Genomic DNA, 25,166 nt, shown 5'->3' with positions numbered 1-25,166 from the left:
AAAAAATGAAAAATCTAAAACATATATTGGCCGTTTTATTGTTATCAGTTTTCCTAATTTCGTGTAACGACAAAAACAATATGGGAAATTCCGGCCAGAATGAAATCAGAGAAAATAATTTTACAACATCAGATGATGCTGTGAACAAAGGGAAAGCCGATCTTATTTCGATTTTGAAAAATAACAAAGAGTTCAATCTTAATATGGATGCAGCAGCATTAGAGCGTTCAAAACCCGAAGCTTCTATTTCGGTTTTTGACGTCAACTTTGAAAAACTGCTTCGTTCAGACTCCATTGCTCTTACTTCCATAGCGGAAGAAAGCAGAAAAAGCCAAACACCTTTAGTTGATAATACAAAAGTAATCACGGTAATCTCCACCTCCAAAAGTGAAAAAGGCTGGCAACTGGATGAAATCACGGATAATGTAAGAGTTTCTGATCTTACGGAAATCAAAGGACAGTTCAACAATATAAATGTTAAGATCGCGGTCTTTGAAGTTCCCAACATTAACGCTACCATCTATGAAGTGAGCGTGGATGGAAGAAAACTGTACTATACCAGATATAATGGCAGATCTTTGAAGCAACCTTTATCTGAAGGAGAAATTCTGAAGCAAATCCGTACCGATGCACAAATATTCCAGAGACAATTTGGTGATGAGCTGAAAAAAAGTAAGCTGGTGAAATAATCACTCTACTCACATTATTAACGCTTCTTTTTCAAGAAGCGTTTTTCATAATATTTGCTAATTTTTTTAATTAAAAGTTAAAATATAAATCATTTTTCGTCCATGGCATAGTCTTTGGAAATTTTAAGAAGAAATAACAACTTTAAACGAATAATATTATGAAAAAAGTAATCAGAATCTTAGGTATTTTTATGTTAATGTTTTTTGCAGTCACGGCCATTACTTCATGTAGCGATGACGATGATCCTGCCAACAATGATTTCTTTGCAGGAACGTATCGTGGTAGTGTATCGTATGATGATGCAGACACAGACATAAGTACAAATGACGGAAGCGTCTTCGTTACCAAAATAGCGAGTGGCACAAAATATAATTTTGCATTTTCAAACAGCATCCCGGATCTTAACGGAATAGAATTTGAGAAACAAGGAGACAACACCTTGGTAATGGTTGGTTCTACAGCTACTTCATACATCAGAATTGACAATGATGAACTGAAGATTTTATACAACAAAGACGGCAAAACCTGGACTGCTAATTGTACACGTTAAAAACAACTTTTCATATAATGATAGCCTGTCTCTTTGGGACGGGCTTTTTTATAAATTAAAATAACTTTAATATTTTTTTAAGCAGTAATAAACTTTAGTTAAGTTTCAAAAAACCAAATTCTTCAGTGTGGTTTTTGCATACCTTTACTCAACAAAAAAAGCTCCAATGAAAAAATTTTTATCTGCAATGTCACTAATGTTAGGATTAGGCCTTGCTACCGCTCAGCAAACCACACCTTCAACGGCTACTGCTCATCAGGCTGCTAAAACCGTAAAAGCTCCTGAAGCTAAAACGTCTAAACCTGCTGCTAAGCTGAAGAAAGACGGAACTCCGGATAAAAGATACAAGGAAAACAAAAAACTAAAAAAAGACGGCACCCCAGACAAAAGGTATAAAGAAAACAAATAAACACATCATATAGTTGTTATTTTCATAATCAAATTTCGAAGAACCGGTGAAGAAATTCTCCGGTTTTTTTATGACAAAAAAATAAAACTGCAACAATGTCTTCAGTTATTTATAAATTTGATGCATGTTAAACTTTCTCAAGAAAAAAATAGCATTGATCTGGGCCAAAAGGCATGTTCAGAGCACTAAAGCATTCAAGCAAAATCCACAAAAAAAACAAGAAGAACAGCTTCTCTCTTTTGTAGATGCAGCTCAAAAAACTCTTTTTGGAAGGGAACATGATTTTGAGAGCATCCGTTCTGTGGGAGATTTTCAGAAGAGAGTTCCTATTGCTGATTACGAGGATCTGAAACCCTATATAGAAAGGATGAAAAGAGGACAGGCCAATATTTTATGGCCGGGGACTCCGGAATATTTCGCCAAAACATCAGGAACAACTTCAGGCGCTAAATACATCCCTATTTCAAAAGAAGGAATGCCTTATCAGATTGCAGGAGCCCAAAGTGCTTTGTTCCATTATATCGCTAAAAAAAATAATGCAGATTTCGTTGAAGGTAAAATGATTTTCCTTCAGGGAAGCCCTGAGCTTGAAGAAATATATGGAATAAAAACAGGTCGTCTTTCCGGTATTGTAGCCCACCATATCCCTAATTATCTGCAAAAAAACCGTTTGCCAAGCTGGGAAACCAATGTCATGGAAGATTGGGAAGCCAAGGTGGATAAAATTGTGGAGGAAACAGAAAGAGAAAATATGACCCTGATCTCGGGAATTCCTCCCTGGCTGATCATGTATTTTGAAAAATTAATTGAACGGCATGGTAAAAAAATCAAACAGATTTTCCCTAACCTTCAGCTAATTGTTACGGGCGGAGTAAATTATGAACCCTACCGTGATAAAATGGAAGACCTGTTAGGAGGAAAAGTTGATATCATCCAGACGTTCCCGGCTTCAGAAGGCTTTTTTGCTTTTCAGGATGATTATACCAAAGAGGGGCTTCTTCTTTTGATCAATCATGGAATTTTCTATGAGTTTGTGCCTTTGGAAGAATATGGAAAACCCGATGCCAGAAGGTTAACATTAAAAGATATTGAGCTTAACAAAGATTATGCTTTAATCCTAACCACCAACTCGGGACTATGGGCCTATTCTATAGGAGACGTTGTAAGGTTTATAGACCAAAATCCTCACAGGATCCTGGTAAGCGGAAGAACGAAACATTTTACATCCGCTTTCGGAGAACACGTTATTGCATTTGAAGTGGAAGAGGCCATGAAAGCGGCTTTAGAAGTATATCCCGCTCAGATCACTGAATTTCATCTGGCCCCTCAGGTAAATCCTGACGAAGGGCTTCCTTATCATGAATGGCTTATTGAATTCGAGAAAGAGCCGCAAGACCTTGAAGCTTTCAGACATGAGCTTGATAAACAGCTGAGAAAGCGTAACACCTATTATGACGACCTGATCTCAGGGAATATCCTGCAAACACTCCACATTACCTCTTTAATGAAAAATGCATTTCATGAATATGCAAAATCACAAGGTAAATTGGGAGGACAAAACAAAATCCCAAGACTTGCCAACGATAGAAAAATTGCCGATTTATTGGAAATCTATAAAATTTAAACACATTTTTTTAATTACAAAAACGTATATTCGAAAAAAATTATAAATTTGAAAAATTAAAAAATAATAATGAAAGCAGCTGTACTTTTAAAATCATCTTTATTAACGTCTTTATTTGTTATTTCATCTTGTGCTACTACCAAGTATTCCGAAGATGTTTCAAAAAACGATTATTCTAATCTTGAAGCAGGAAGAATGTACATTGTTACCCTGAAAGACGGTTCTAAAAAACAAAAAATGTTATTCCGTAATGTAGATGGTGATAATATCATCGGTACAGCGGGAAAAAAAGACAGTACAGAGGTTATTATTCCTAAATCTAACGTTGCTGCTGTTAAAGACAGATCTAAAGCACGGGTAGTTGCGGGTGCAACGGTCATCGGAGCAGCAGGAGTTGCCGCACTGGTATTAAGTTCTACAAGAGCGGATTAAATAGATTTTATCTTTCGGGACATATTTGATTTATCAGTTAAAAATACATTATACGGATAGCCTTAAATGAATATTTAGGGCTATTTTTGTGCATGATTTCATTGACGCCGTTAAAAACATTACAAAATGTTGAATTCAGAAATCTTCTTACGGGAAGATTTTTTATTGTTTTAGCTTTCAGAATGCTTGCCACTTTATTGGGATGGTGGGTATATCAGTTAACAAAAGATCCTTTTTCAATTGGGCTTATCGGGCTTTCGGAGGTAATTCCTGCTGTAAGCTGTGCATTATATGCAGGCCATGTTATCGACATGAATGAGAAAAAAAGACTTTTGCTGATCTGTAATTATGCTTATATTTTTCTAATCGGACTTCTGCTTATTCCCGCCTTTTTCAATGTAGAAATGCATTTTACGGGCCACCAGATCACTTATTTCATTTATGGAGTTATTTTTTTCACCGGAATTGCAAGGGCATTCATCGGGCCTATTGTTCCATCCATGATTCCTAGAATCGTTAAGAAAGAAAATCTTCCCAATGCCGTCACATTAAATCAGGCCGCTTTTTTGATCTCATCTGTTTGCGGCCATGCAATAGGAGGCTTTCTTATTGCCGGATTTGGTGTGAAATGGACTCTTGTATTCATTATCTCCCTCATATTTATAGCTTCTCTATTCTTCTGGCAACTGAATAAACAATATTCTGAATATAAAAAAGAGCATGTGAGTGTAATAGAAAGCATGAGAGAGGGCGTCTCCTATATATTTAAAACCAAGGAAATTCTAGGAGCCTTATACCTGGATATGTTTGCCGTCCTTTTTGGAGGAGCTGTTGCAATGATTCCCGTGTATGCAACAGATATTTTAAAAGTGGGAGCAGAAGGATTCGGATTACTGAATGCCGCTTCAGACATTGGCTCCATGTGCATTATTACCATTTTATCTATCGTTCCTTTGAGAAAAAATCAAGGGAAGATATTATTGGCTGTTGTGGCCGGATTCGGACTTTGTATTATCGGGTTTGGGTTATCCCGCCTTTACTGGCTTTCATTTATGTTCCTTGTCTTAAGCGGAATGCTTGACGGAATCTCAGTGGTAATCCGTGGAACCATTGTACAACTCAAAACACCGGATCATATTCGGGGGCGTGTTTTGAGTGTCAACTCCATATTCATTATGTCAAGCAATGAAATGGGGCAGTTTGAAAGTGGGTTAGCCGCTAAACTTATGGGGGTGGTGCGCTCTGTTGTATTTGGCGGTACTATGACGGTTCTTATTGCATTAATTGTAGGAAGCACGAATCCAAAATTAAGAAAAATGCAATATTAAATCCAGTTTACGGATAAATCTATTAAATATATTACATTTTTTTCAATTAACCATTAATAATTTTTATATTTGCTTTATAAAATTCCCCCTTTTATGAGAAAAATTCTATTATTTTTTCTGCTGATATCGTCACAGATATTATTTTCCCAGTCAGATTGTCCCACGGCAATTGCTGTTTGCGGAAATGCCAACATTTCTTACACCCCTTCAGGTCCAGGAAATATCCTGGAAGATCTGGGAGGATGTCTTATTGATGATGAAAACTTTTCCGTATGGTATACTTTCACCGTTGCCACTTCCGGAACTCTGGCTTTCACCATTGATGCCAATGTTGATAATGATGACTATGATTTTGGAGTTTACGGACCTAACAAACAATGTAGTAACTTAGGTGCTCCTATCCGATGTAACTTCGCAGGAGTTTCCCCTACAGGAAATACAGGTCTTTCCCTTACTCCACCCCCAAATGCTTACTGGAGCCCGCACTTGGATGTACAAGCGGGGGAAACTTATTATTTAATTATTGATAACTATAGTAATTCCGCCAACGGATTTTCTTTAACATGGTCAGGTACGGCTACGCTTGCTTCTCCATTTAATGATCCTAACATCACTCCATATCCGTTCGTTACTCCCGGAATCCCGGCTGCCAACCCTACAGACCCGAATGAAGTGGTGATTTGTTCAAATCCGGCTACTTTTGATTTCAGCACATTATCTACAGGGATCATCAACGGTAACCCGAATTTCTCTGTAAAATACCATACAAGCCAGAATGATGCTTTAACAGGAAATAATCCTATTACGTTACCAATTTCTGTAAGTGTGGGACAAACTTATTATTATAGTATCAATTATACCAATCCTGCCAACCCGAATGATCCTGTTAACAGATGTAAAGAGTATGGTAATTTCAAATTTAAAGACGGCACCATTGAAGCCTATAATGATACACTCACGGAATGTAATAATAACAATGCAGGTACCGCTACCTATGATCTGACTACGGCAGATGTTATTGATCCTACATTAAACGTCACCAAAAAATATTATCCTACCATTCACGATCTGAATGCGGGTACCAATGAAATCACCAACCCGTATTCTTATGTATCTGCGGAAGGAACCGTATATGTAAAAGTAATTTCACAGTATGGATGTACCGATATTGCTGAAATCAGCCTGAAATTCCATCCTGTAGTAGTAGTAAATGAAGCAACACTAAGATCATGTTTCATTGAAACCAACCCTTCAACAGCATTATTCAACCTTACTGTAGCTACCGTAACGGCCCAGGGAGGAACCAAAACATATTATCCTTCCTTAACAGACGCAATTAACGGAACCAACGAAATTCCGAATCCGGCCAGCTATATCGCTCCAAGCGGAGTAGCCTATATTAAAGTAACGAATGCAAACGGATGTTATGCTATAGCAAAAGTGACTCTTGTTGTGCTCCCACCTGTTTATTCTTCTGTATTGGAAGATAAGATCATCTGCATGGAGGATACCACCACATTAGATGCAGGACCTGGTTTCGCCTCTTATCTGTGGAGCAACGGAGCAACTACGCAAACTATTTCAGGGGTAGGAGTAGGTACCTATTGGGTAAAATTAAAAACAGGAGATTGTATCACCACTCAGGCGGTAAAAGTTTATCCTTCTGAACAACCTGTAGTTTCCAGCATCGATATTGCTACCAATACGGTTACTGTGTATGTAGTAGGCGGAACAGCTCCTTACCAATATTCATTAGACAATGTAAACTGGCAGGACTCCAATGTATTTACCAATATTTCCAGAGGAGATCACACCGTATATGTAAAAGATGCTTACGACTGTGAGCCAATAGATATCGGAATCGTTGTTCCGAATCTGATCAACGTTATCACACCAAATGGTGATGGGGTAAATGATATTATCGATTATTCTGCATTAGCCAATAAGCAAAATCTTATATTGAGCATTTACGACAGATACGGAAGCAAAATCTATCAGGCGGATAAATCCAATGGTTATAAATGGGATGGAACTACTAATGGCAGCAAAAGAGTAACAACCGGTACCTACTGGTACTCTGTAACATGGAATGAAAATGACAAGCACAACACGCCTTTCAAATTCTCCAGCTGGATCATGGTAAAAAACAGAGAATAATTATATAAAACAAGAACCGCTTAAAGCGGTTCTTTTCTCCCTCCCATACGACTGAATCTACTTAAATCTTTTCGTATTTTTACATTAATAAATCATTTTAAAAATGAGAAAACTATTATTATTTTTAACAATTTTACTCACTCAATTATATTACTCCCAATCAGACTGCCCTACAGCCATACCGGTGTGTGGAAACTCCAATATTTCTTATACTCCTTCCGGACCGGGAAATATTCTGGAAGATCTGGACACATTGGGATGCCTGAATGATGATGAGAACTTTTCCGTTTGGTATTCTTTCACCATTGCCACTTCAGGAACGTTGGCTTTTACAATTGATTCTAATGTAAACAGTGATGATTATGACTTTGCCGTTTATGGGCCTAACGTACAATGTAGCAATCTGGGAGCTCCCATCAGATGTAATTTCGCAGGATCATCTCCTACCGGGAATACGGGTCTTGAACTTACACCAACAGGTTCCGTATACTGGAGCCCTTATATGGATGTAGTAGCCGGACAAACGTATTATCTAATTATTGATAATTATAGTAATTCTGCCAATGGTTTTTCATTAACGTGGAGCGGTACGGCAACGCTGACATCAGCATTTACCGATCCGGCATTAGCGCCCAACCCTTTTATTACACCAGGAAACCCGGCTGCCAATCCAAACGACCCTAGAGAGATCTTAAAATGCCAGCTGCCAACACAGTTTGATTTTACCACCTTAACAACAGGAATTCTGAATGGTAACCCTAACTTCTCGGTTACTTATCACAATCTTCAAAATGATGCCATTACGGGAGCTAACCCTCTTACAGTAACTACCGTAGACGGGACTACCGTCTATTATTACAGAATTGTATATCAGGATCCTGCTAACCCAACCAATCCGGCAAACGGATGTTTCCAGCTGGGAAAATTCAAGTTCAAACAAGGCAATATTGAAGCCGCTGATGTTACCATTAATGCTTGTAATAACAATGGAGCCGGTACGGCAACATTTAATCTTACAACCGCACCTGTTTATTCAGGTCCATCAACCAAAAAATACTATCCTACTCTTGCCGACCTCAATGCTGGAACCAATGAAATAACAAACCCTACAGCCTATACTTCGGCAGAAAAAACAGTATACGTTAAAGTAACCTCCAATGAAGGATGCTCAGATAATGCCGCAATCACACTTGCTTTTTACCCTGTTGTAGTGGTTAACAATGCTTTCCTTGAGTCTTGTTATATTGATACTAATATCACAACTGCTTCTTTTGATTTAACCCAGGCAAACGTTAACTCACAAAGCGGCATGACGAAGAAATACTATAAAACCTCTGCTGATGCTTTGAATCTTACCAACGAGATTGCCAACTTCAATGCTTACATTACTACTTCAACGGATGTTTATGTAAGAGTAACCAGTGCTAATGGATGTTTTGCCATTGCGAAAATCAACCTGAAAGTTCTTCCTCCTGTAAAATCATCCGTATTGAAAGATCAGACAATCTGTATGGAAGACAGAACAACTCTTGACGCTGGGCCTGGTTTCGACAGCTATGAATGGAGTACGGGAGCCACCACTCAATCCATTTCGGGAGTAGGTGTGGGCTTGTATTGGGTAAAACTTCAGACCGGAAAATGTTATACGCTGCAGGAAGTAAGAGTGTATTCTTCACAGCAGCCCGTGATTTCAAGTGTTGATATTTCAAACAATACGATCACGGTAAATGTATCCGGTGGCAAACCGCCTTATCAATATTCTTTAGATGGGGTTAACTGGCAGGATTCCAATATTTTCTCAGGTCTTCCAAGAGGTGAAAACAAAATATATGTAAAAGATTCTTATGATTGTCTGCCGATAGAGGTACAGATCACAGTTCCCAATCTTCTTAATGCCATCACTCCGAATGGAGATAATGTGAATGACTATATCGATTATTCTGCTTTAGCATATAAGAAAAACCTTGTGTTTGTAATATTCGACAGATATGGAAATAAGCTTTACGAGGCAGACAAGACAAGAGGTTATAAGTGGGACGGAACTGCTTTTGGCAAGAAAATCCTTACCGGAACCTACTGGTATACCATTACATGGAATGAAAATGATAAAAACAGTACCCCGACACAATACAGCGGGTGGATACTGGTGAAAAACAGAGAATAATTCAGTTTTTAGATATCCAAAAAATCACCCTGAATCAGGGTGATTTTTTTATTAACATATCACTTCTTTTAGTACTAAAGCATTTTAACGCAGTTTGCCAGTAAAATGTTAGTTACTATTTTTTTATTTTTTTTCAAATCACCTATCTTTGCAATATGGCGCAGAAAGAAACACTATCATCTCTTACACACGGGAATTTCGCGAAGGAATTATCAATTTCTGATGGGAAAATGCCGCCTAATGCTGTAGATTTTGAAAGATTGGTGATCGGAACTTTTTTGATTGATAAAAAAGGGCTTGATTATTCTATCGATCTTCTTACTCCGGAAGTTTTCTATGACCCGAGACATCAGGTGATCTTTACGACCATTTTGAAATTGTATGAAGGAAATCACCCTGTAGATCTCATGACCATTATCCAAGAGCTTAAAAAAGAGGAAAAGCTAAGCCTGGCCGGTGGCGATCATTATATTATTGATCTTACGATGGGGGTAAGTTCTTCCGCCCATATCGAATACCACGTACGTGTGATTCTTGAAAAGTATATCCTCCGGAGCCTTATTAATGTATCAGCTAACGTTATAGATTCTTCCTATAAAGAATCAACCGATGTATTTGAGCTTCTGGACAAAGCAGAACAGTCATTCTTTGAAATTACCAACGGAACCATTAAAAAAGGATTTGATACGGCGAATTCTTTGGTAAAGCAGGCTATTGACACTATAAAATCCTTAAAGGATAAAGAAGGACTTTCAGGTGTTCCGTCCGGATTCAGAGATCTTGATAAAGAAACCGGAGGATGGCAGAATTCCGACCTTATCATCATTGCTGCCCGTCCTGCGATGGGTAAAACAGCATTCCTGCTTTCTATGGCGAGAAATATTGCAGTAGAGCATAAAATCCCAATGGCACTATTCTCTCTGGAAATGGCCTCTGTACAGCTGATCACCAGGATGATCGCTTCCGAAACCAGAATCTCTTCAGAGAAATTAAGAAAAGGAACCATGTCTGATGATGAGTGGCAAAGGTTGTTTTCCAATGTATCCGAGCTCGAAAACGCGCCGTTGTATATTGATGAAACCCCTTCCCTTTCCATATTTGACTTCCGGGCCAAATGCCGAAGACTGGTGATGCAGCATGGGGTGAAAATCATCATGGTGGATTATCTTCAGCTGATGACCGCAAGCAGCGGTGGGAAAGGAGGCGGAAACCGTGAACAGGAAATCGCCATGATTTCCCGTTCCTTAAAAGCTATAGCCAAGGAATTAAATGTCCCTGTCATTGCTCTTTCACAGTTATCAAGAAGTGTGGAAAACCGTCCCGGAAAAAGGCCTCAGCTTTCAGACTTAAGGGAATCCGGAGCGATTGAGCAGGATGCCGATATTGTATCTTTCATCTTCCGACCGGAGTATTATAAAATTGCGGTATGGGATAATGATGAGCCGGGACAGGAAACCTCCACAGAAAACCAGGCGGAAATCATTATTGCAAAGCATAGAAACGGTGCTACTGCCGATGTAAGGCTTTCGTTCATGAAAAACATTGCCAAGTTTGGCGATTTGGATATGTTCGGGAATGATTACGGATACCCTTCTTCAGGCTTTGGTCAGCAAAATGAACCAAGCGGTTTTGATAAAATAAAAACGACCATTCAGCCTGGCGCTGCTTTCGACCTTCCGGATAATTCCCAGCTTTCAGGGTCGTCCATGAACGATTTTGATGATGACGAAGATTTCCCGTTCTAAAAAGTTATGCCACTTTAAATCTTAGTATTGAGAATCGAAATTTACACTGATGGTGCTTGCAGCGGAAATCCGGGGAAAGGCGGATATGGAATTCTCATGCGCGTTCCCGAAAAAAGCTATCAGAAAACTTTCTCAAAAGGCTTTAGAAAAACCACCAACAACAGGATGGAGCTTCTGGCCGTAATCACGGCATTAGAAAAATTAAAATCTACGGAAAATGATATTCATATTTTCACAGACAGCAAATATGTATCGGATGCCATCAATCAGAACTGGATTGCCGGCTGGATCAAAAGAGGCTGGAAAAATGTAAAAAATCCTGATCTATGGCAAAAGTTTGTTATTCTTTATCAGAAATATAATCCAAAAATGCATTGGATTAAAGGCCACGCCGGACATCCGGAAAATGAACTTTGTGACAGGCTTGCCGTTGCTGCTGCTGCCTCTCCGGATCTGGAGACCGATACTTATTTTGAAAATTTAGAGAACAATTCTCTTTTTTAAATGATTTAATGACATCCACATCGTACTTTTATTTAGAAATCTTCTAATATTTTTTCATTTTATTATCAAATTTTGTCATTTTTAACACAATTAACGCTAAAGACATATTTATTTACTTGTATTTAATATCTTTACGTGTCTAATTAAAAGTGCTATTAATGAATAAAAAACTACTAACTTATTTTACTCTTATTTTACTCTGCTTTTATGGAAAACTCTTCTCGCAAACCTACCAACTTACAGGAACCCCTGTAAACACTACAGGATGGACGATGGTGCCTTCTGCGAGCGTGAGTGGAGATTTTATTCAGCTTACCCCGGACACCAATAACCAGTCCGGATCTATCAGGCTGAATGACCCGATCAACTTAAAATATTGTGACAAATGGAGAGTGGAATTCGATTTCCGGATGGATTCTAATCAGACCTCCAACGGTGATGGAATTGCATTCTGGTATCTCGCCAATCCGCCTGTTGCAAGTATATTGGGTTCAGGTCTGGGAGTTTCTCAGAATGCAGTAGGTCTTATTGTAGGATTTGATACATATAATAATACCACAACTGCCACAATGAGCAAGGTACATGTTGCTTATGGACAGGTTCCCAATACAACTGACACAAATAACGTTGAATTTTTCAATGTTGCGGGAAGCTCGTTTCATTCCCCGGATCTGAATACTACCCAACCATTTCAGGGAACTACCTATAAGCATGTTGAAGTTACTTCACAGGTTGATCCGGCTGCTCCAACCAACTGGATTATAAAAATAACCATTGATGGGAATGTAATTTGTAACCAGTCTTTCGCTCCATCAGGTACTGCAGCAGCGATGACTGTAGGATATTTTGGGTTTTCAGCTTCTACAGGCGGCGCAAGATCTAGGCACTCTATTAAAAATGTAAAGATCTATACAGATAAAGTTCCGATTCTTCAGAACACTGTCACGCAATCTGTTTGTCCTAATCCTACAACAGGCTTCGGAACTGTAAACCTTACGGCTTATAATTCGCAGTTTGTTGCTAACCCGGCCAACTATACTTTTTCTTATTATGTGCTTGGAAATCCTACTCCTATTGCCAATCCTGCCAACTTCCAGTTTAATACTGCTACCACTATTTCTGTAAGGGTAAAGGACAACTCTTCTCTTTTATGTGATAATGCAGACGGAACAATCGCACTAACATTATCTCCGTTCACTGCTAATGATGTCACCCTGACCGCATGTAACAATAATAATGCGGGGACAGCCACTTTCAATCTTACTTCCGCCGTGGTAACCGGCGTCCCCGGAGTCATTAAAAAGTATTATAAAACACTGGCCGATCTTAATGCCGGAACTAATGAAATTTTAAACCCGGCCAGCTATACCTCAGCGCCGGGAACCGTATACGTAAAGGTTACCACCCCGCAAGGATGTACCGGAAATGCAAAAATTACTCTTGCTTTTTATCCTGCTGTAGTAGTTACGGAGGCGACATTACGTTCTTGCTTTATTGAATCTGACCCTACGACGGCTACTTTCAACCTGTCGACAGCTAATGTAACGGCACAATCCGGAGTGGTTAAAAAATATTATCCCACTCTTTCTGATGCAGTAAACGGAACCAATGAAATTGTTAATTCTTCAATTTATATCTCTCACAATGGAACAGTGTATGTAAGAGTGATTGACGCAAACGGATGCTATACCATTACCAAGATCAATCTTATAGTACTTTCGCCTGTATTTTCTTCTGTTTTAAAAGACAAAACGATCTGTATAGATGATAAAACAACATTGGATGCAGGGCCAGGCTTTGATAGCTACGAATGGAGTACAGGAGCAACTACACAGTCTATTTCTGATGTTCCTGTAGGTTTATATTGGGTAAGGCTGAAAACAGGAACTTGTATTACAACTCAGGTTGTAAAGGTTAATCCTTCCAGTCAGCCTGTCATTTCAAGTATTGATATTACCAACAGTTCTATCACCATCAATGTGCAGGGGGGAACACCACCGTATAAATATTCTCTAGACGGAACCAACTGGCAGGATTCCAATGTGTTCAATGGCCTTTCAAGAGGTGATCATAAGATATATGTAAAAGACTCATATGATTGTGAACCGATTGAGGTGATCATTACTGTTCCTAATTTAATTAATGCTATTACCCCTAACGATGATCATGTAAATGATTTCATTGATTACTCCGCTTTAGCCTATAAAAAGAATCTGGTATTTGTGATATATGACAGATATGGCAATAAACTTTATGAGGCGGATAAAATGAGGAATTTCAAATGGGACGGAACTGCTTTCGGGAAAAAAATTGTGACCGGAACATACTGGTATACCATTTCCTGGAATGAAAACGACAAAAACAATACCCATACACAATATACCGGTTGGGTATTAGTGAAAAATAGAGAATAATCATGCCTGAAAATCACCCTCTTGATTGGAGTGATTTTCAGCTTTTATTTTAAACATTTGTATTTATTAATAGCTTAATACATCAATATAATAATGAGAAAAGCTTTATACTCTTATTTTTTAATTATAGTATTAGGGCTATCCGCAAAAGGATTCGCCCAAACCTATCAACTTACAGGAAACCCGGTTAACACAACAGGTTGGGATTTAGTCTCAAGTGCAACGGTTAACGGTGACTTTGTACAACTTACTTCAGATCAGGGAAATTTATATGGAGCTATAAAATTAGCAACCCCTATCAATCTTAAATATTGTGATAAGTGGAAAGTAGAATTTGATTTCAGGATTGACGGAAACGGTACTGCTCAATTCGGAAGAGGAGATGGCTTCACCTTTTGGTATCTTGCCAACCCTCCTACAGGCTTCGTTTCAGGAGGAGGTCTGGGAATCCCTGCCAACGCATCAGGTCTGATGGTGGGTTTTGATATTTTCAACAATACGACTGAAGGCCAGATGAGCAAGATCCACGTTTTGTACGGAACCAATAACTCTCTCAATAATAATATAGAATATAACAATACTCCGGGAAGTACCTTCCACTCTCCGGACCTTAATCCTACCCAACCTTTTGTAGGATCCAATTATAAACATGTGGAAGTGAATGGAGAAACCGATCTTACAAATCCTAACAACTGGATTATTAAAATAAGAATAGATGGTGTTCTTATCGTAGACCAGTCTTTTGCTCCTTCAGGAGGTGCTATAGGAATGACTCAGGGATATTTTGGTTTTTCCGCAGCCACGGGAGGAGCCAGTGCAAGACATTCTATCAAAAATGCTAAAATATTCATCGATAAGGTACCTATTTTACAAAATACCATTACTCCTTTTGTATGTGTAAATCCTGCGACAGGAAATGGGACAGTGGATTTAACTTCATTCAATTCCCAGTTTGTAAATAACCCTGGAAATTATATTTTCACTTATTATGTATTGGGTAATTCCACACCGATCGCAAACCCGACAAACTTTCAATACTCTGGAAATACAACCATCAAAGTAGTGATCAAGGATCCGTCATCGACCTTATGTGATAACGGAGATGGTGTTATTCAGCTTAACCCTACTCCTTTTGCAGCAGACGACGCTACGTTAACGGGATGCAATAACAATAATGCGGGTGTTGCCATATTTGATCTGACAACTGCTGCCGTCACGAATGTTCCGGGAGTCACCAAGGAGTTCTACCCTACTTTATTCGATCTTAATAACGGGACTAACCAGATTACCAACCCTACTGCATATCCTTCTGCGGCGGGATCTGTATTTGTAAAAGTAACCACTCCGCAAGGATGTGTGGATGCAGCACAGATTACATTGAACATTTTCCCTGTTGTTGTCGTGAATGAAGCTACACTAAGAACATGCTTTATTGAGTCTAATCCTTCACTGGGATCTTTCAATCTTACAGTAGCTACCGTAACCTCGCAGGGGGGAACTAAAAAATATTACCCTTCTTTAACAGATGCAATTAACGGAACCAACGAAATTCCGAATCCGGCCAACTATATTGCTCCAAACGGAGTCGTTTATATAAAAGTCATAGATGCTAACGGATGTTATGCCGTTGCGAAAGTCACTTTAATTGTGCTTCCGCCGGTAAAATCTTCAGTTCTGGAGGATAAAATCATCTGCATGGAAGATACCACCACATTAGATGCGGGACCTGGTTTCGCTTCTTATCTGTGGAGCAACGGAGCAACTACGCAAACTATTTCAGGGGTAGGAGTAGGTACCTATTGGGTAAAATTAAAAACAGGAGACTGTATCACCACTCAGACGGTAAAAGTTTATCCTTCTGAACAACCGGTGGTTACTTATATAGATATTTCAAGCAATACGATTACCGTTAATGTTATCGGAGGAACACCTCCATACCAATACTCATTGGATAATGTGAACTGGCAGGATTCCAATGTATTTAATAATATTTCCAGAGGGGATCACACCGTATATGTAAAAGATGCTTACGACTGTGAGCCAATAGATATCGGAATTGTTGTTCCGAACCTAATCAATGTGATCACACCAAACGGAGATGGAGTTAATGATGCCATTGATTATTCTTTATTAGCCAATAAGCAAAATCTGGAATTCAGTATTTTCGACAGATATGGCTATAAAATCCATCAGGGCGACAAAAACAATAAATACCGTTGGGACGGAACTACTGCTGCCGGAAGAAAAGTCCCTACCGGAAACTACTGGTACTCTGTAACATGGAATGAGAACGATAAACACAATACTCCATTTAAATTTTCAGGCTGGATTATGGTGAAAAACAGAGAATAGCTTTAACAACCATACAATATAAAAAACTCCGCTTCAAATTGAAGTGGAGTTTTTTCTGCGACATTTCAAGGCAATATATTTACCTCGAAAATCTATTTATTCACATTCAATTCCTAAATTTGTCTTATGAATTATTTGGAAGCTTTAAGCAGAAGATATTCTGTAAAGAAATTTAACAAAGAAATTATTCCTCAGGAAACCTTACATAATATTCTTGAGTCCGGTAAGCTTGCCGCAAGCTCATTGGGGCTTCAGCCCTATAAGATAATAGTGGTTGAAAGTGAAGACATGAAGCAGAAATTAATTCCGGCATTTTATAATCCTTCCCAAATTTCCACATGTTCCCATCTTATCGTTATTATTTCAAAAAAGATCATTGAAGAAAACTATATCCGTGGGTATTTTAATCATATCTCTGAGGTAAGAGAGGTTCCGCTGGAAACCCTGGATTTATTTAAGAACAGCATCAATCAGCATATCAGTCAAAAAACGAGTGACGAAATTTTCAACTGGGCGGAAAAACAATCTTATATCGTTTTGGCCAATTTAATGTATGCCGCTGCCATTGAAAATATTGACACCTGTCCTATGGAAGGTTTCCGTCAGGATGTAATAGAAGATATATTAAGTATAAATTCTGAAACAGAAAAAGTAACCGTAACCCTCGCGTTAGGATACCGTTCTGAGGAAGACCATTTTCAATACATGAAAAAAGTGAGAAAACCCAATGAAAAATTGTTTAAATTTATTTAATTATTTTAGACAATTGTCTTAAAGCAAGCATATGATAAAAGCGGATGTATTGGTAATCGGTTCCGGAATATCGGGACTTTCTTATGCCATAAAAGTTTCTGAACAATTTCCTGAAGCCAAAATAATTATCGTTACCAAATCTGACGAGGATGAAAGCAATACCAAATATGCACAAGGAGGTTTAGCGGTCGTTACGGATTTCAAAAAAGATAATTTCGATAAACATATTGAAGACACCATGCGTGCCGGAGACGGTGAAAATAAACGCGATGTCGTGGAAATGGTTGTAACGGAAGCTCCGGCAAGATTCAATGAAATTGTAGAATGGGGAGCTAATTTCGATATGAAAAACGGGCAGTTTGCCTTGGGAAGAGAAGGAGGCCATACAGAAAACAGAATTGTTCATCATAAAGACATTACCGGATTTGAGATTGAAAGAGCTCTTTTACAAACCGCAAACAGCAGTCCCAACATTGAAATTCTGGATCATCATTACGTCATTGATATCATTACGCAACACCATGTTCCGGGGAAAGAATTAAATGAAGGCGATATCCATTGTTACGGAGCTTATATCCTGGATGAAAAATCCAAAACCATCAAAAAAATTACCGCTAAAATCACACTGGTTGCTACCGGAGGAGCCGGCCACGTTTATAAAAACACCACTAACCCAACCATTGCTACAGGAGACGGAATTGCTTTTGTAGCCCGTGCCAAAGGTAAGGTTTCCAATATGCAGTATTACCAGTTTCACCCTACCGCTTTATATAGTAAAATAGATGGAATGCTGTTCTTAATTTCCGAAGCTGTTCGTGGTGACGGAGCTAAATTAAGAACCAAAAGAGGCGAAAAGTTCATGCATAAATATGATGAACGTGAAGAATTGGCATCCAGAGATATTGTTGCAAGAGCCATTGACAATGAAATGAAGATCACCGGAGATGAATATGTAGGGCTGGATTGCAGAGAAATGAATCATGAGAAATTCTTAGAACATTTCCCCAATATTTATAAAAAATGCAAGGATGAAGGGATTGATCCTTTCACCCAATTAATTCCGGTGGTTCCCGCCTGTCATTATTTGATGGGTGGCATTGAAATCGATAAGGACGGACAATCTTCCATAAGAAATCTTTTTGCTGTGGGAGAATGCACCAATTCCGGTCTCCATGGAGCTAACAGGCTCGCATCGAACTCCTTGCTTGAAGGCTTGGTTTTCGGGCACAATGCCGCCATGAAAACCATTGAACTATTAAAAGAAAACAATTTCAATTTTGAAGATTTAAAAGCCGTTCCGGAATGGAATGAAGAAGGCATGAAGATCATGGATGAGATGGTCATCATCAGTTACCTGAGAAAACAGCTTCAGGAAATGATGAGCGATCTGGTGGGAATTGTAAGAAGCAACAGACGTTTAAAAATGGCTTTACAAAAACACCAGGAAATTGCCGCAGCAGTGGATGAAATTTACCACTACTCCATTCTTTCCCCTCAATTATCAGAATTAAGAAATTTAACTACCGTTGCTCATCTCATCATTACCCAATCTATGGAAATGAAAGAAAACAAAGGAGCATTTTACAATAAAGATTTAGCCTAAAAAAGCACCCATATGAAAAGACCTAGCTACGTAACAGATAAAGCATTAAAAACTTTCATAAAATCAGCACTTGAAGAAGACATCCAGGATGGCGATCATTCCACTCTGTCTACTATTCCAGCTGATTTAAAGCAAAGTGCTAAACTTTTGGTAAAACAGAATTGTATTCTTGCCGGTGTGGAATTGGCAGAGATTATTTTCAAAACCTTTGATAAAAACCTGAAGGTTGAAACATTCATAAAAGACGGTGAAACTGCAAAAATCGGAGATATTGCTTTTATTGTTACCGGTAGCGCAAGATCCATTCTTTCCACTGAGAGGCTTGTTCTCAACTGTATGCAAAGAATGAGCGGAATTGCCACCCTTACTCACGATTGGGATTCCAGACTGGTAGGAACAAAAACCAAATTATTAGATACCCGCAAAACAACCCCTAATTTTAGGATATGTGAAAAATGGGCCGTTGCCATAGGAGGTGGCACAAACCACAGATATGGGCTGTATGATATGATCATGCTGAAAGATAACCATATTGATTATAACGGAAGCATTACCAATGCCGTGAAAATGGCCAAAGATTATATCAAAAAGAACAAAAAAAAATTAAAAATAGAGGTTGAAACCAGAAACCTTGAAGAAGTTCAGGAAGCTATCAAAGCAAAAGTAGACCGGATCATGCTTGATAATATGGATGTAAGAACCATGAGGCTGGCGGTAGATATGATTAATGGTTCATGCGAATCTGAAGCATCCGGAGGAATCACCAGAGATATGCTCAAAGAAATTGCTTCTACGGGAGTAACCTATATCTCTGCAGGAGCCCTTACTCACTCAGCTGAAAATATAGATTTAAGCCTCAAAGCAGTGAAATAGCATTGTATTTTTAACAAAAATGACCCCTATTTGTTAAAAATTAAATAATATGATTTTTTTCATAAAAACAACGTTAATTTTACACAATATTGAAAATCAACATCTTAAGCCTTATTAAGACTGATTAAAAATTAACATTGAGTTAATAATGGTTAAAATTTATTTCCCGAATTTTGCATAAAATTTAAATCTAACTATTATAACGATTATGAAATTAATCAACAAATCAATGCTAACTGTAGTTATTTCCCTTTCTACAGCGAGCGTTTATTATGCTCAACAGGTTCAGGATACGGTTTCAAAATCCAGGGACATTGAAGAGGTAGTATTAACAGGTACAGCTGATATCGCTAAAGATAGAAAGACTCCTGTAGCGGTTTCAACAATTAAAGAAGCGCAAATCGTAGAAAGATTAGGAAACCAGGAATTCCCTGAAATTTTAAAAACAACTCCATCCATCTACTCCGCTAAAGGAGGTGGTGGTTTTGGTGACGGACGTTTAAACATCAGAGGATTTGACACCAACAACACTGCTGTAATGATCAACGGGGTACCTGTAAACGATATGGAAGGAGGTACTGTATATTGGTCAAACTGGGCAGGTCTTTCTGACGTAACTTCTGCCATGCAGGTACAAAGAGGTCTTGGTTCTTCTAAATTAGCGATTGCTTCTATCGGAGGAACAATCAATATTATTACAAGAGCTGCAGATAAAAAAAGAGAAGGAAACGTAATGATAGGTGTTGGTAACAACGGATACTTAAAAACTCTATTCTCATATAATACAGGAAAGAATGAAAAAGGATGGTCTTCATCATTCTTAATGAGCAGAACTGCCGGTAATACATATATCGACGCGAGTGAATTTGAAGCATACAACTATTACTTTGCTTTAGGCTATCAACCCAATGAAAAACATGACTTCCAGTTTACATTCACAGGGGCTCCACAATGGCACATGCAAAACTTCCAAAGCTCAATTGCGAACTTCATTAAATATGGAAATGGTGTAGATGAACCTAACAGAAGATACAATTCTAACTGGGGTATGCTAAATGGAGAGGTAATGTCTCAGTCTATTAACTTCTATAGCAAGCCTGTTGCATCCATCAACTGGGATTGGAAAATTTCTGAGAAATCAAAACTATCAACAGTAGGATATGCTTCTTGGGGAAGAGGTGGTGGAACTGGTGTAATGGGGAATATTAATGGAACTAATATTAACAGTTTACCAAAAACAGCAGAAGGTCTTATCAGATTTGATGATATCGTCGCATGGAATCAGGGACAGAATATAATCTGGAATCCTAATGTAGCTCCTAATACTGGTATTAATAAGGTAAATGCTACACCAGGTATTGCAACACGAACCAACGGATTAACAAGAAGAGCAAGTGTTAACTCTCACGACTGGTATGGAATTCTTGCTAACTTCCAACATAAAATCAATGAAAACTGGAATTTCTCAGCTGGTTTTGACGGAAGATATTACTACGGTTACCACCCGGGAGTTTTAACAGATCTTTGGGGTAATAATAAATATATTGAAAAAGATAATATGAATATTCCTGGTGGATATGATGTTACTCTTGTTCAGGATCCTAAACCTTCTGCAAATCCTTTTGCAAAAGCAGTAAAAGATAAAAATCAGATAGTTTACAGAAATTATAATGGAGAAGTTCTATGGGGAGGTTTCTTCGGACAGGTTGAATATACAAGTGATAAAATTTCCGCTTTCGTTCAGGGGTCTGCTTCAGAACAAGGGTATAGCAGAATCGATAACTGGATTATTGATGGCGTAACCATTCAGCAAGGTCAAACAGTGAACACCAAAACTCCAATGAAGTTTTTATTCGGATTCAATGCAAAAGGAGGCGTTAACTATAATATTGATGGGCAACATAATGTTTTTGCTAATGTAGGATATTATTCTAAGCAGCCAAACTTCTTCGCTGTTTACAATTCTCCTCTGGCGCCTGCCAATAGCACCAACCCGAATAACCCTTCCGATGGTAGAGCTACTGGTAACCAACAGATTGTAAACCCTCTATTGACCAACGAAAAAATTGCTTCTGCTGAATTAGGTTATGGATTCAGAAGTAGAATTTTCAATGGTAACGTTAACCTTTACTACACTTCTTGGAAAGACAGATACCAAAGATTCTCTAACCTTCCAAACATTCCTAATCCAGCAGGTGGAACTTATACAAGACCTTATGCAAACCTTTTAGGTATCCAGGAAATTCATATGGGAGTAGAATTTGAAGGTACACTAAAAGTTACGGATTACCTTTCATTCAACGGAATGTTCTCTATCGGAGATTGGTATTATAAAGGAAATCCGACTGGAAACCTTTATGATGAGAACGGAACCCCGATCAGCTTTAACGGAAGTACAGATGTAACATTTGCTTTAGATAATGTAAAAGTTTCTGACGCAGCACAAACTACGGCTGCATTAGGATTTACTTTAAAGCCGGTTAAAGACTTAAGCATCTTCTCTACGTGGAATTATTATAACAATTATTATGGTTTAATTAATTTCAATGCTGATTATTTAGTTGCTGCCGATGGAACAATCTCAAGAAATGCACAGAAAGGAGCATTAAAATATCCAAGCTACAACTTATTTGATCTGGGACTTTCCTATACATTCAATGTCGGAAGAGGACAAAAACTAGTTCTTACAGGAAATGTTTACAACCTGTTCGATACAACGTATATTTCTGATGGTAAATCATCTAACCATATTAAAGAACTAGCTGACTTCAAAACTCCGACTAATACGGATGCACAAGCACAAGCAGCATATAATGCATACATCAATAATCCATTAAACTTCTACAAAGGATTGGATACAAGTAATACGGTATACTTCGGATTCGGTAGAACTTGGTCTGCATCAGTTGCTTTCAAATTCTAATCAATTAAAACATTAGATTTTCTCAATATCAATCCCGGCTTATCGCCGGGATTTTTGCTATATTTGTGTACAAAAAAATTGAATATGGACTTTTACAACATTTTGCTTAATGCACACAAAGGATTTGCATATCTGGAGCTTCTTTTAGTGGCATTATTTATCATTGCGCTTTTGGCGACAATGTTCGGATTCAGCGGGAAAGTGAATAATTTTTTAAAGAAGACTACGCTTTTCACCATGATCTTCTTTCACATTCAGTTTCTGATTGGAATCATTATGCTGATCACCAATTTCACAAAAGGATTGGATATGGGATCTGTGATGAAAAATGCTGACCTGAGATTTCAATATGTTGAGCACCCATTTTCTATGTTAATTGCTGCCGTTTTGATGACTATCATCAATAAGAAAGTAAAATCCAACGATACAATTTCTTTAGGAATTGTTATTATGGGATTAATTGCAGTAGGTTTATTTGCATTCGCGTTTCCATGGGCGAGAGTCTTTGGAGCATAATATATTAACTTAAATAATTTTTAATTAAATCAATGAAAGTAGCTGTAGTAGGTTCAACAGGAATGGTTGGACAAGTCATGCTTAAAGTTCTCGAAGAGAGAAACTTCCCTGTAACTGAGTTAATTCCGGTAGCTTCGGAAAAATCTATTGGTAAGAAGGTGAAGTATAAACAGGAAGAATTTACGATTGTAAGCATGAAGGACGCTATAGCTGCCAAACCGGATATTGCCATCTTCTCTGCTGGTGGTGGAACTTCTCTTGAATTTGCCCCACTTTTTGCTGAAGCCGGAACAACGGTAATTGATAATTCTTCTGCCTGGAGAATGGATCCTGACAAGAAATTGGTGGTTCCTGAAATCAATGCCGATGTTTTAACAAAAGAAGATAAGATCATCGCCAATCCGAATTGTTCAACAATCCAGCTAGTAATGGTTTTAGGTCCGCTGAACAAAAAATATGATTTAAAAAGAGTAATCGTTTCCACTTACCAATCTGTAACGGGTACCGGAAAAGCTGCTGTTGATCAATTAAACGCAGAGATCGGTGGAGATGATTCCGTCGCAAAAGTATATCCTTATCAGATCTTCAAAAACGCTTTACCTCATTGTGATGTATTTGCCGATGATGATTATACGAAAGAAGAAATTAAATTGATGAAAGAGCCTAAGAAGATCTTAGGAGACGATACATTCAATCTAACGGCAACAGCTGTAAGAGTTCCTGTACAGGGAGGACACTCTGAAAGCGTAAATATTGAATTTGAAAACGAATTCGATCTTGATGAAGTAAGAAAAATCCTATCTGAAACTCCAGGAGTAATTGTAATGGATGATGTGAAAAACAATCACTACCCAATGCCTTTATATTCTGAAGGGAAAGATGAAGTTTTCGTAGGAAGAATCAGGCGAGACCTTTCCCAGCCGAAAACGCTGAATCTCTGGATCGTAGCAGACAATCTGCGAAAAGGAGCTGCAACCAACGCTGTACAAATCGCAGAATATCTTGTAGCCAACAACTTAGTATAACCTAACAAAAATAAAAAGAGTCTCAAAATTGAGATTCTTTTTTTTATCAAACCTATGAACGTTCAAAAGGATATCAATAAAGATAAAATAGGCTTTCAAAAACTTATCGCAGCTTTTGGAGTAATTCTCTTTATAGGAAAAATCATCGCCTGGAAGCTTACGAATTCCGACGCAGTGTTTTCTGATGCCATGGAAAGTATAGTCAATGTCATCAGTGCCTTTATGGGACTTTATTCTCTGCATCTTGCTGCAAAACCAAAAGACGAAGACCACCCTTACGGACACGGCAAAGTAGAATTTGTTACCTCCGGAATAGAAGGAGCCCTGATTGCCATTGCCGGTATTATGATTATTTATGAAGGAGCCAATAGCTTAGTGGTAGGAAAAACGTTAAGCAAACTGGATACAGGAATCTGGATCATCGCTGCAACAGCAATCATTAATTATTTATTAGGGTATGTTTCGATAAAAAAAGGCGAAAAAGAAAATTCACTGGTTCTTATTTCTTCAGGAAAACACCTTCAGTCAGATACTCTTACAACCATTGGCGTGGTAGTGAGTTTAATCGTGGTTTATTTTACTAAAATCTATTGGCTGGATTCCGTGGTTGCTTTAATTTTTGGACTTTATATCATTTTTGTAGGGTATAAAATCGTTCGAAAGTCATTAAGTGGCATCATGGATGAACAAAACCCCGATATCTTAAAAAACATCGTTGAGATCCTTGAAAATAACAGGAAAACAGAATGGATCGACATTCACAATATGAAAATCCAGCAGTTCGGAGCTTCCCTTCATATAGATGCCCACATTACGCTTCCCTGGTATTACAGTCTTCGTGATGCCCATAAAGAAATGGAAAACGTCATCAAACTTTTAGCAAAGCATACCAAACGAAGTGTGGAATTTAACTTTCACATGGATGATTGCAAAACCATTTCATGTCCGGTTTGCCAGATCAAAGAATGCCCTGTGCGTGAAAGAAACTTTGTAAAAAGAGTGGAATGGACTCCGGAGAATATTACCCGGGAAGATAAACATACCGCAGAATAAATTTACAAAAGGCTTCGACTCCGCTCAGTATGACATTTCTAATATTATTCA

19 protein-coding genes are annotated in these 25,166 nt (G+C 38.2%); all 19 read left to right on the top strand.

What is annotated here, in order from left to right; all coding sequences use genetic code 11:
- The first annotated feature begins 5 nt into the window (after positions 1 to 5).
- The 19 genes from ACGHIN_RS01850 (at position 6) to ACGHIN_RS01760 (ending at position 25,115) form a co-directional block, all read left to right on the top strand.
- Positions 6 to 689 (top strand): hypothetical protein, encoded by a 684-nt coding sequence (locus tag ACGHIN_RS01850; protein WP_390450313.1) that lies wholly within the window; start codon positions 6 to 8, stop codon positions 687 to 689.
- Between the two features lie 158 nt (positions 690 to 847).
- The gene (locus tag ACGHIN_RS01845; protein WP_390450312.1) at positions 848 to 1,240 is read left to right on the top strand and encodes a hypothetical protein; all 393 of its coding nucleotides are present in this window, start codon (positions 848 to 850) and stop codon (positions 1,238 to 1,240) included.
- A 166-nt stretch (positions 1,241 to 1,406) separates the two neighbouring features.
- A complete protein-coding gene (locus tag ACGHIN_RS01840) occupies positions 1,407 to 1,649 on the top strand; it encodes a hypothetical protein (RefSeq protein ID WP_390450311.1) in 243 nt (80 codons plus the stop codon).
- A 124-nt stretch (positions 1,650 to 1,773) separates the two neighbouring features.
- Positions 1,774 to 3,273 (top strand): GH3 auxin-responsive promoter family protein, encoded by a 1,500-nt coding sequence (locus ACGHIN_RS01835; protein ID WP_390450310.1) that lies wholly within the window; start codon positions 1,774 to 1,776, stop codon positions 3,271 to 3,273.
- Positions 3,274 to 3,342: 69 nt separating this feature from the next.
- The gene (locus tag ACGHIN_RS01830; RefSeq protein ID WP_390450309.1) at positions 3,343 to 3,705 is read left to right on the top strand and encodes a hypothetical protein; all 363 of its coding nucleotides are present in this window, start codon (positions 3,343 to 3,345) and stop codon (positions 3,703 to 3,705) included.
- A 92-nt stretch (positions 3,706 to 3,797) separates the two neighbouring features.
- Complete coding sequence (locus ACGHIN_RS01825) at positions 3,798 to 5,033, top strand: MFS transporter (RefSeq protein ID WP_390450308.1); 1,236 nt, start codon at positions 3,798 to 3,800, stop codon at positions 5,031 to 5,033.
- Between the two features lie 93 nt (positions 5,034 to 5,126).
- Positions 5,127 to 7,190: a T9SS type B sorting domain-containing protein gene (locus ACGHIN_RS01820; protein WP_390450307.1), complete on the top strand. Its 2,064-nt coding sequence runs from the start codon at positions 5,127 to 5,129 to the stop codon at positions 7,188 to 7,190.
- Positions 7,191 to 7,293: 103 nt separating this feature from the next.
- The gene (locus tag ACGHIN_RS01815) at positions 7,294 to 9,354 is read left to right on the top strand and encodes a T9SS type B sorting domain-containing protein (protein ID WP_390450306.1); all 2,061 of its coding nucleotides are present in this window, start codon (positions 7,294 to 7,296) and stop codon (positions 9,352 to 9,354) included.
- Between the two features lie 155 nt (positions 9,355 to 9,509).
- Positions 9,510 to 11,099: a replicative DNA helicase gene (dnaB, locus tag ACGHIN_RS01810; protein WP_390450305.1), complete on the top strand. Its 1,590-nt coding sequence runs from the start codon at positions 9,510 to 9,512 to the stop codon at positions 11,097 to 11,099.
- 27 nt (positions 11,100 to 11,126) lie between these two features.
- Complete coding sequence (gene rnhA, locus ACGHIN_RS01805; RefSeq protein WP_390450304.1) at positions 11,127 to 11,603, top strand: ribonuclease HI; 477 nt, start codon at positions 11,127 to 11,129, stop codon at positions 11,601 to 11,603.
- A gap of 158 nt (positions 11,604 to 11,761) precedes the next feature.
- Complete coding sequence (locus tag ACGHIN_RS01800; protein ID WP_390450303.1) at positions 11,762 to 14,017, top strand: T9SS type B sorting domain-containing protein; 2,256 nt, start codon at positions 11,762 to 11,764, stop codon at positions 14,015 to 14,017.
- A 93-nt stretch (positions 14,018 to 14,110) separates the two neighbouring features.
- Positions 14,111 to 16,369, top strand: coding sequence for a T9SS type B sorting domain-containing protein (locus ACGHIN_RS01795; RefSeq protein WP_390450302.1), 2,259 nt, complete (start codon positions 14,111 to 14,113; stop codon positions 16,367 to 16,369).
- A gap of 126 nt (positions 16,370 to 16,495) precedes the next feature.
- Complete coding sequence (locus ACGHIN_RS01790) at positions 16,496 to 17,122, top strand: NAD(P)H-dependent oxidoreductase (RefSeq protein ID WP_390450301.1); 627 nt, start codon at positions 16,496 to 16,498, stop codon at positions 17,120 to 17,122.
- Between the two features lie 31 nt (positions 17,123 to 17,153).
- A complete protein-coding gene (nadB, locus tag ACGHIN_RS01785) occupies positions 17,154 to 18,725 on the top strand; it encodes an L-aspartate oxidase (protein WP_390450300.1) in 1,572 nt (523 codons plus the stop codon).
- 12 nt (positions 18,726 to 18,737) lie between these two features.
- Positions 18,738 to 19,598 carry a carboxylating nicotinate-nucleotide diphosphorylase gene (nadC, locus tag ACGHIN_RS01780; RefSeq protein ID WP_390450299.1) on the top strand — a complete coding sequence of 287 codons (861 nt, stop codon included), beginning with the start codon at positions 18,738 to 18,740 and terminating at the stop codon, positions 19,596 to 19,598.
- Between the two features lie 208 nt (positions 19,599 to 19,806).
- Positions 19,807 to 22,521: a TonB-dependent receptor gene (locus ACGHIN_RS01775; RefSeq protein WP_390450298.1), complete on the top strand. Its 2,715-nt coding sequence runs from the start codon at positions 19,807 to 19,809 to the stop codon at positions 22,519 to 22,521.
- Positions 22,522 to 22,605: 84 nt separating this feature from the next.
- Positions 22,606 to 23,037, top strand: coding sequence for a hypothetical protein (locus ACGHIN_RS01770; RefSeq protein ID WP_390450297.1), 432 nt, complete (start codon positions 22,606 to 22,608; stop codon positions 23,035 to 23,037).
- Between the two features lie 32 nt (positions 23,038 to 23,069).
- Complete coding sequence (locus ACGHIN_RS01765) at positions 23,070 to 24,062, top strand: aspartate-semialdehyde dehydrogenase (protein ID WP_390450296.1); 993 nt, start codon at positions 23,070 to 23,072, stop codon at positions 24,060 to 24,062.
- A gap of 54 nt (positions 24,063 to 24,116) precedes the next feature.
- Complete coding sequence (locus ACGHIN_RS01760; RefSeq protein WP_390450295.1) at positions 24,117 to 25,115, top strand: cation diffusion facilitator family transporter; 999 nt, start codon at positions 24,117 to 24,119, stop codon at positions 25,113 to 25,115.
- Positions 25,116 to 25,166 lie beyond the last annotated feature (51 nt).

This window comes from Chryseobacterium barbadense, assembly GCF_042849955.1.
Lineage (GTDB): Bacteria > Bacteroidota > Bacteroidia > Flavobacteriales > Weeksellaceae > Chryseobacterium.
Note: the sequence above shows the minus strand (reverse complement) of the source record. Positions and strands in the feature narration are given on the sequence as shown.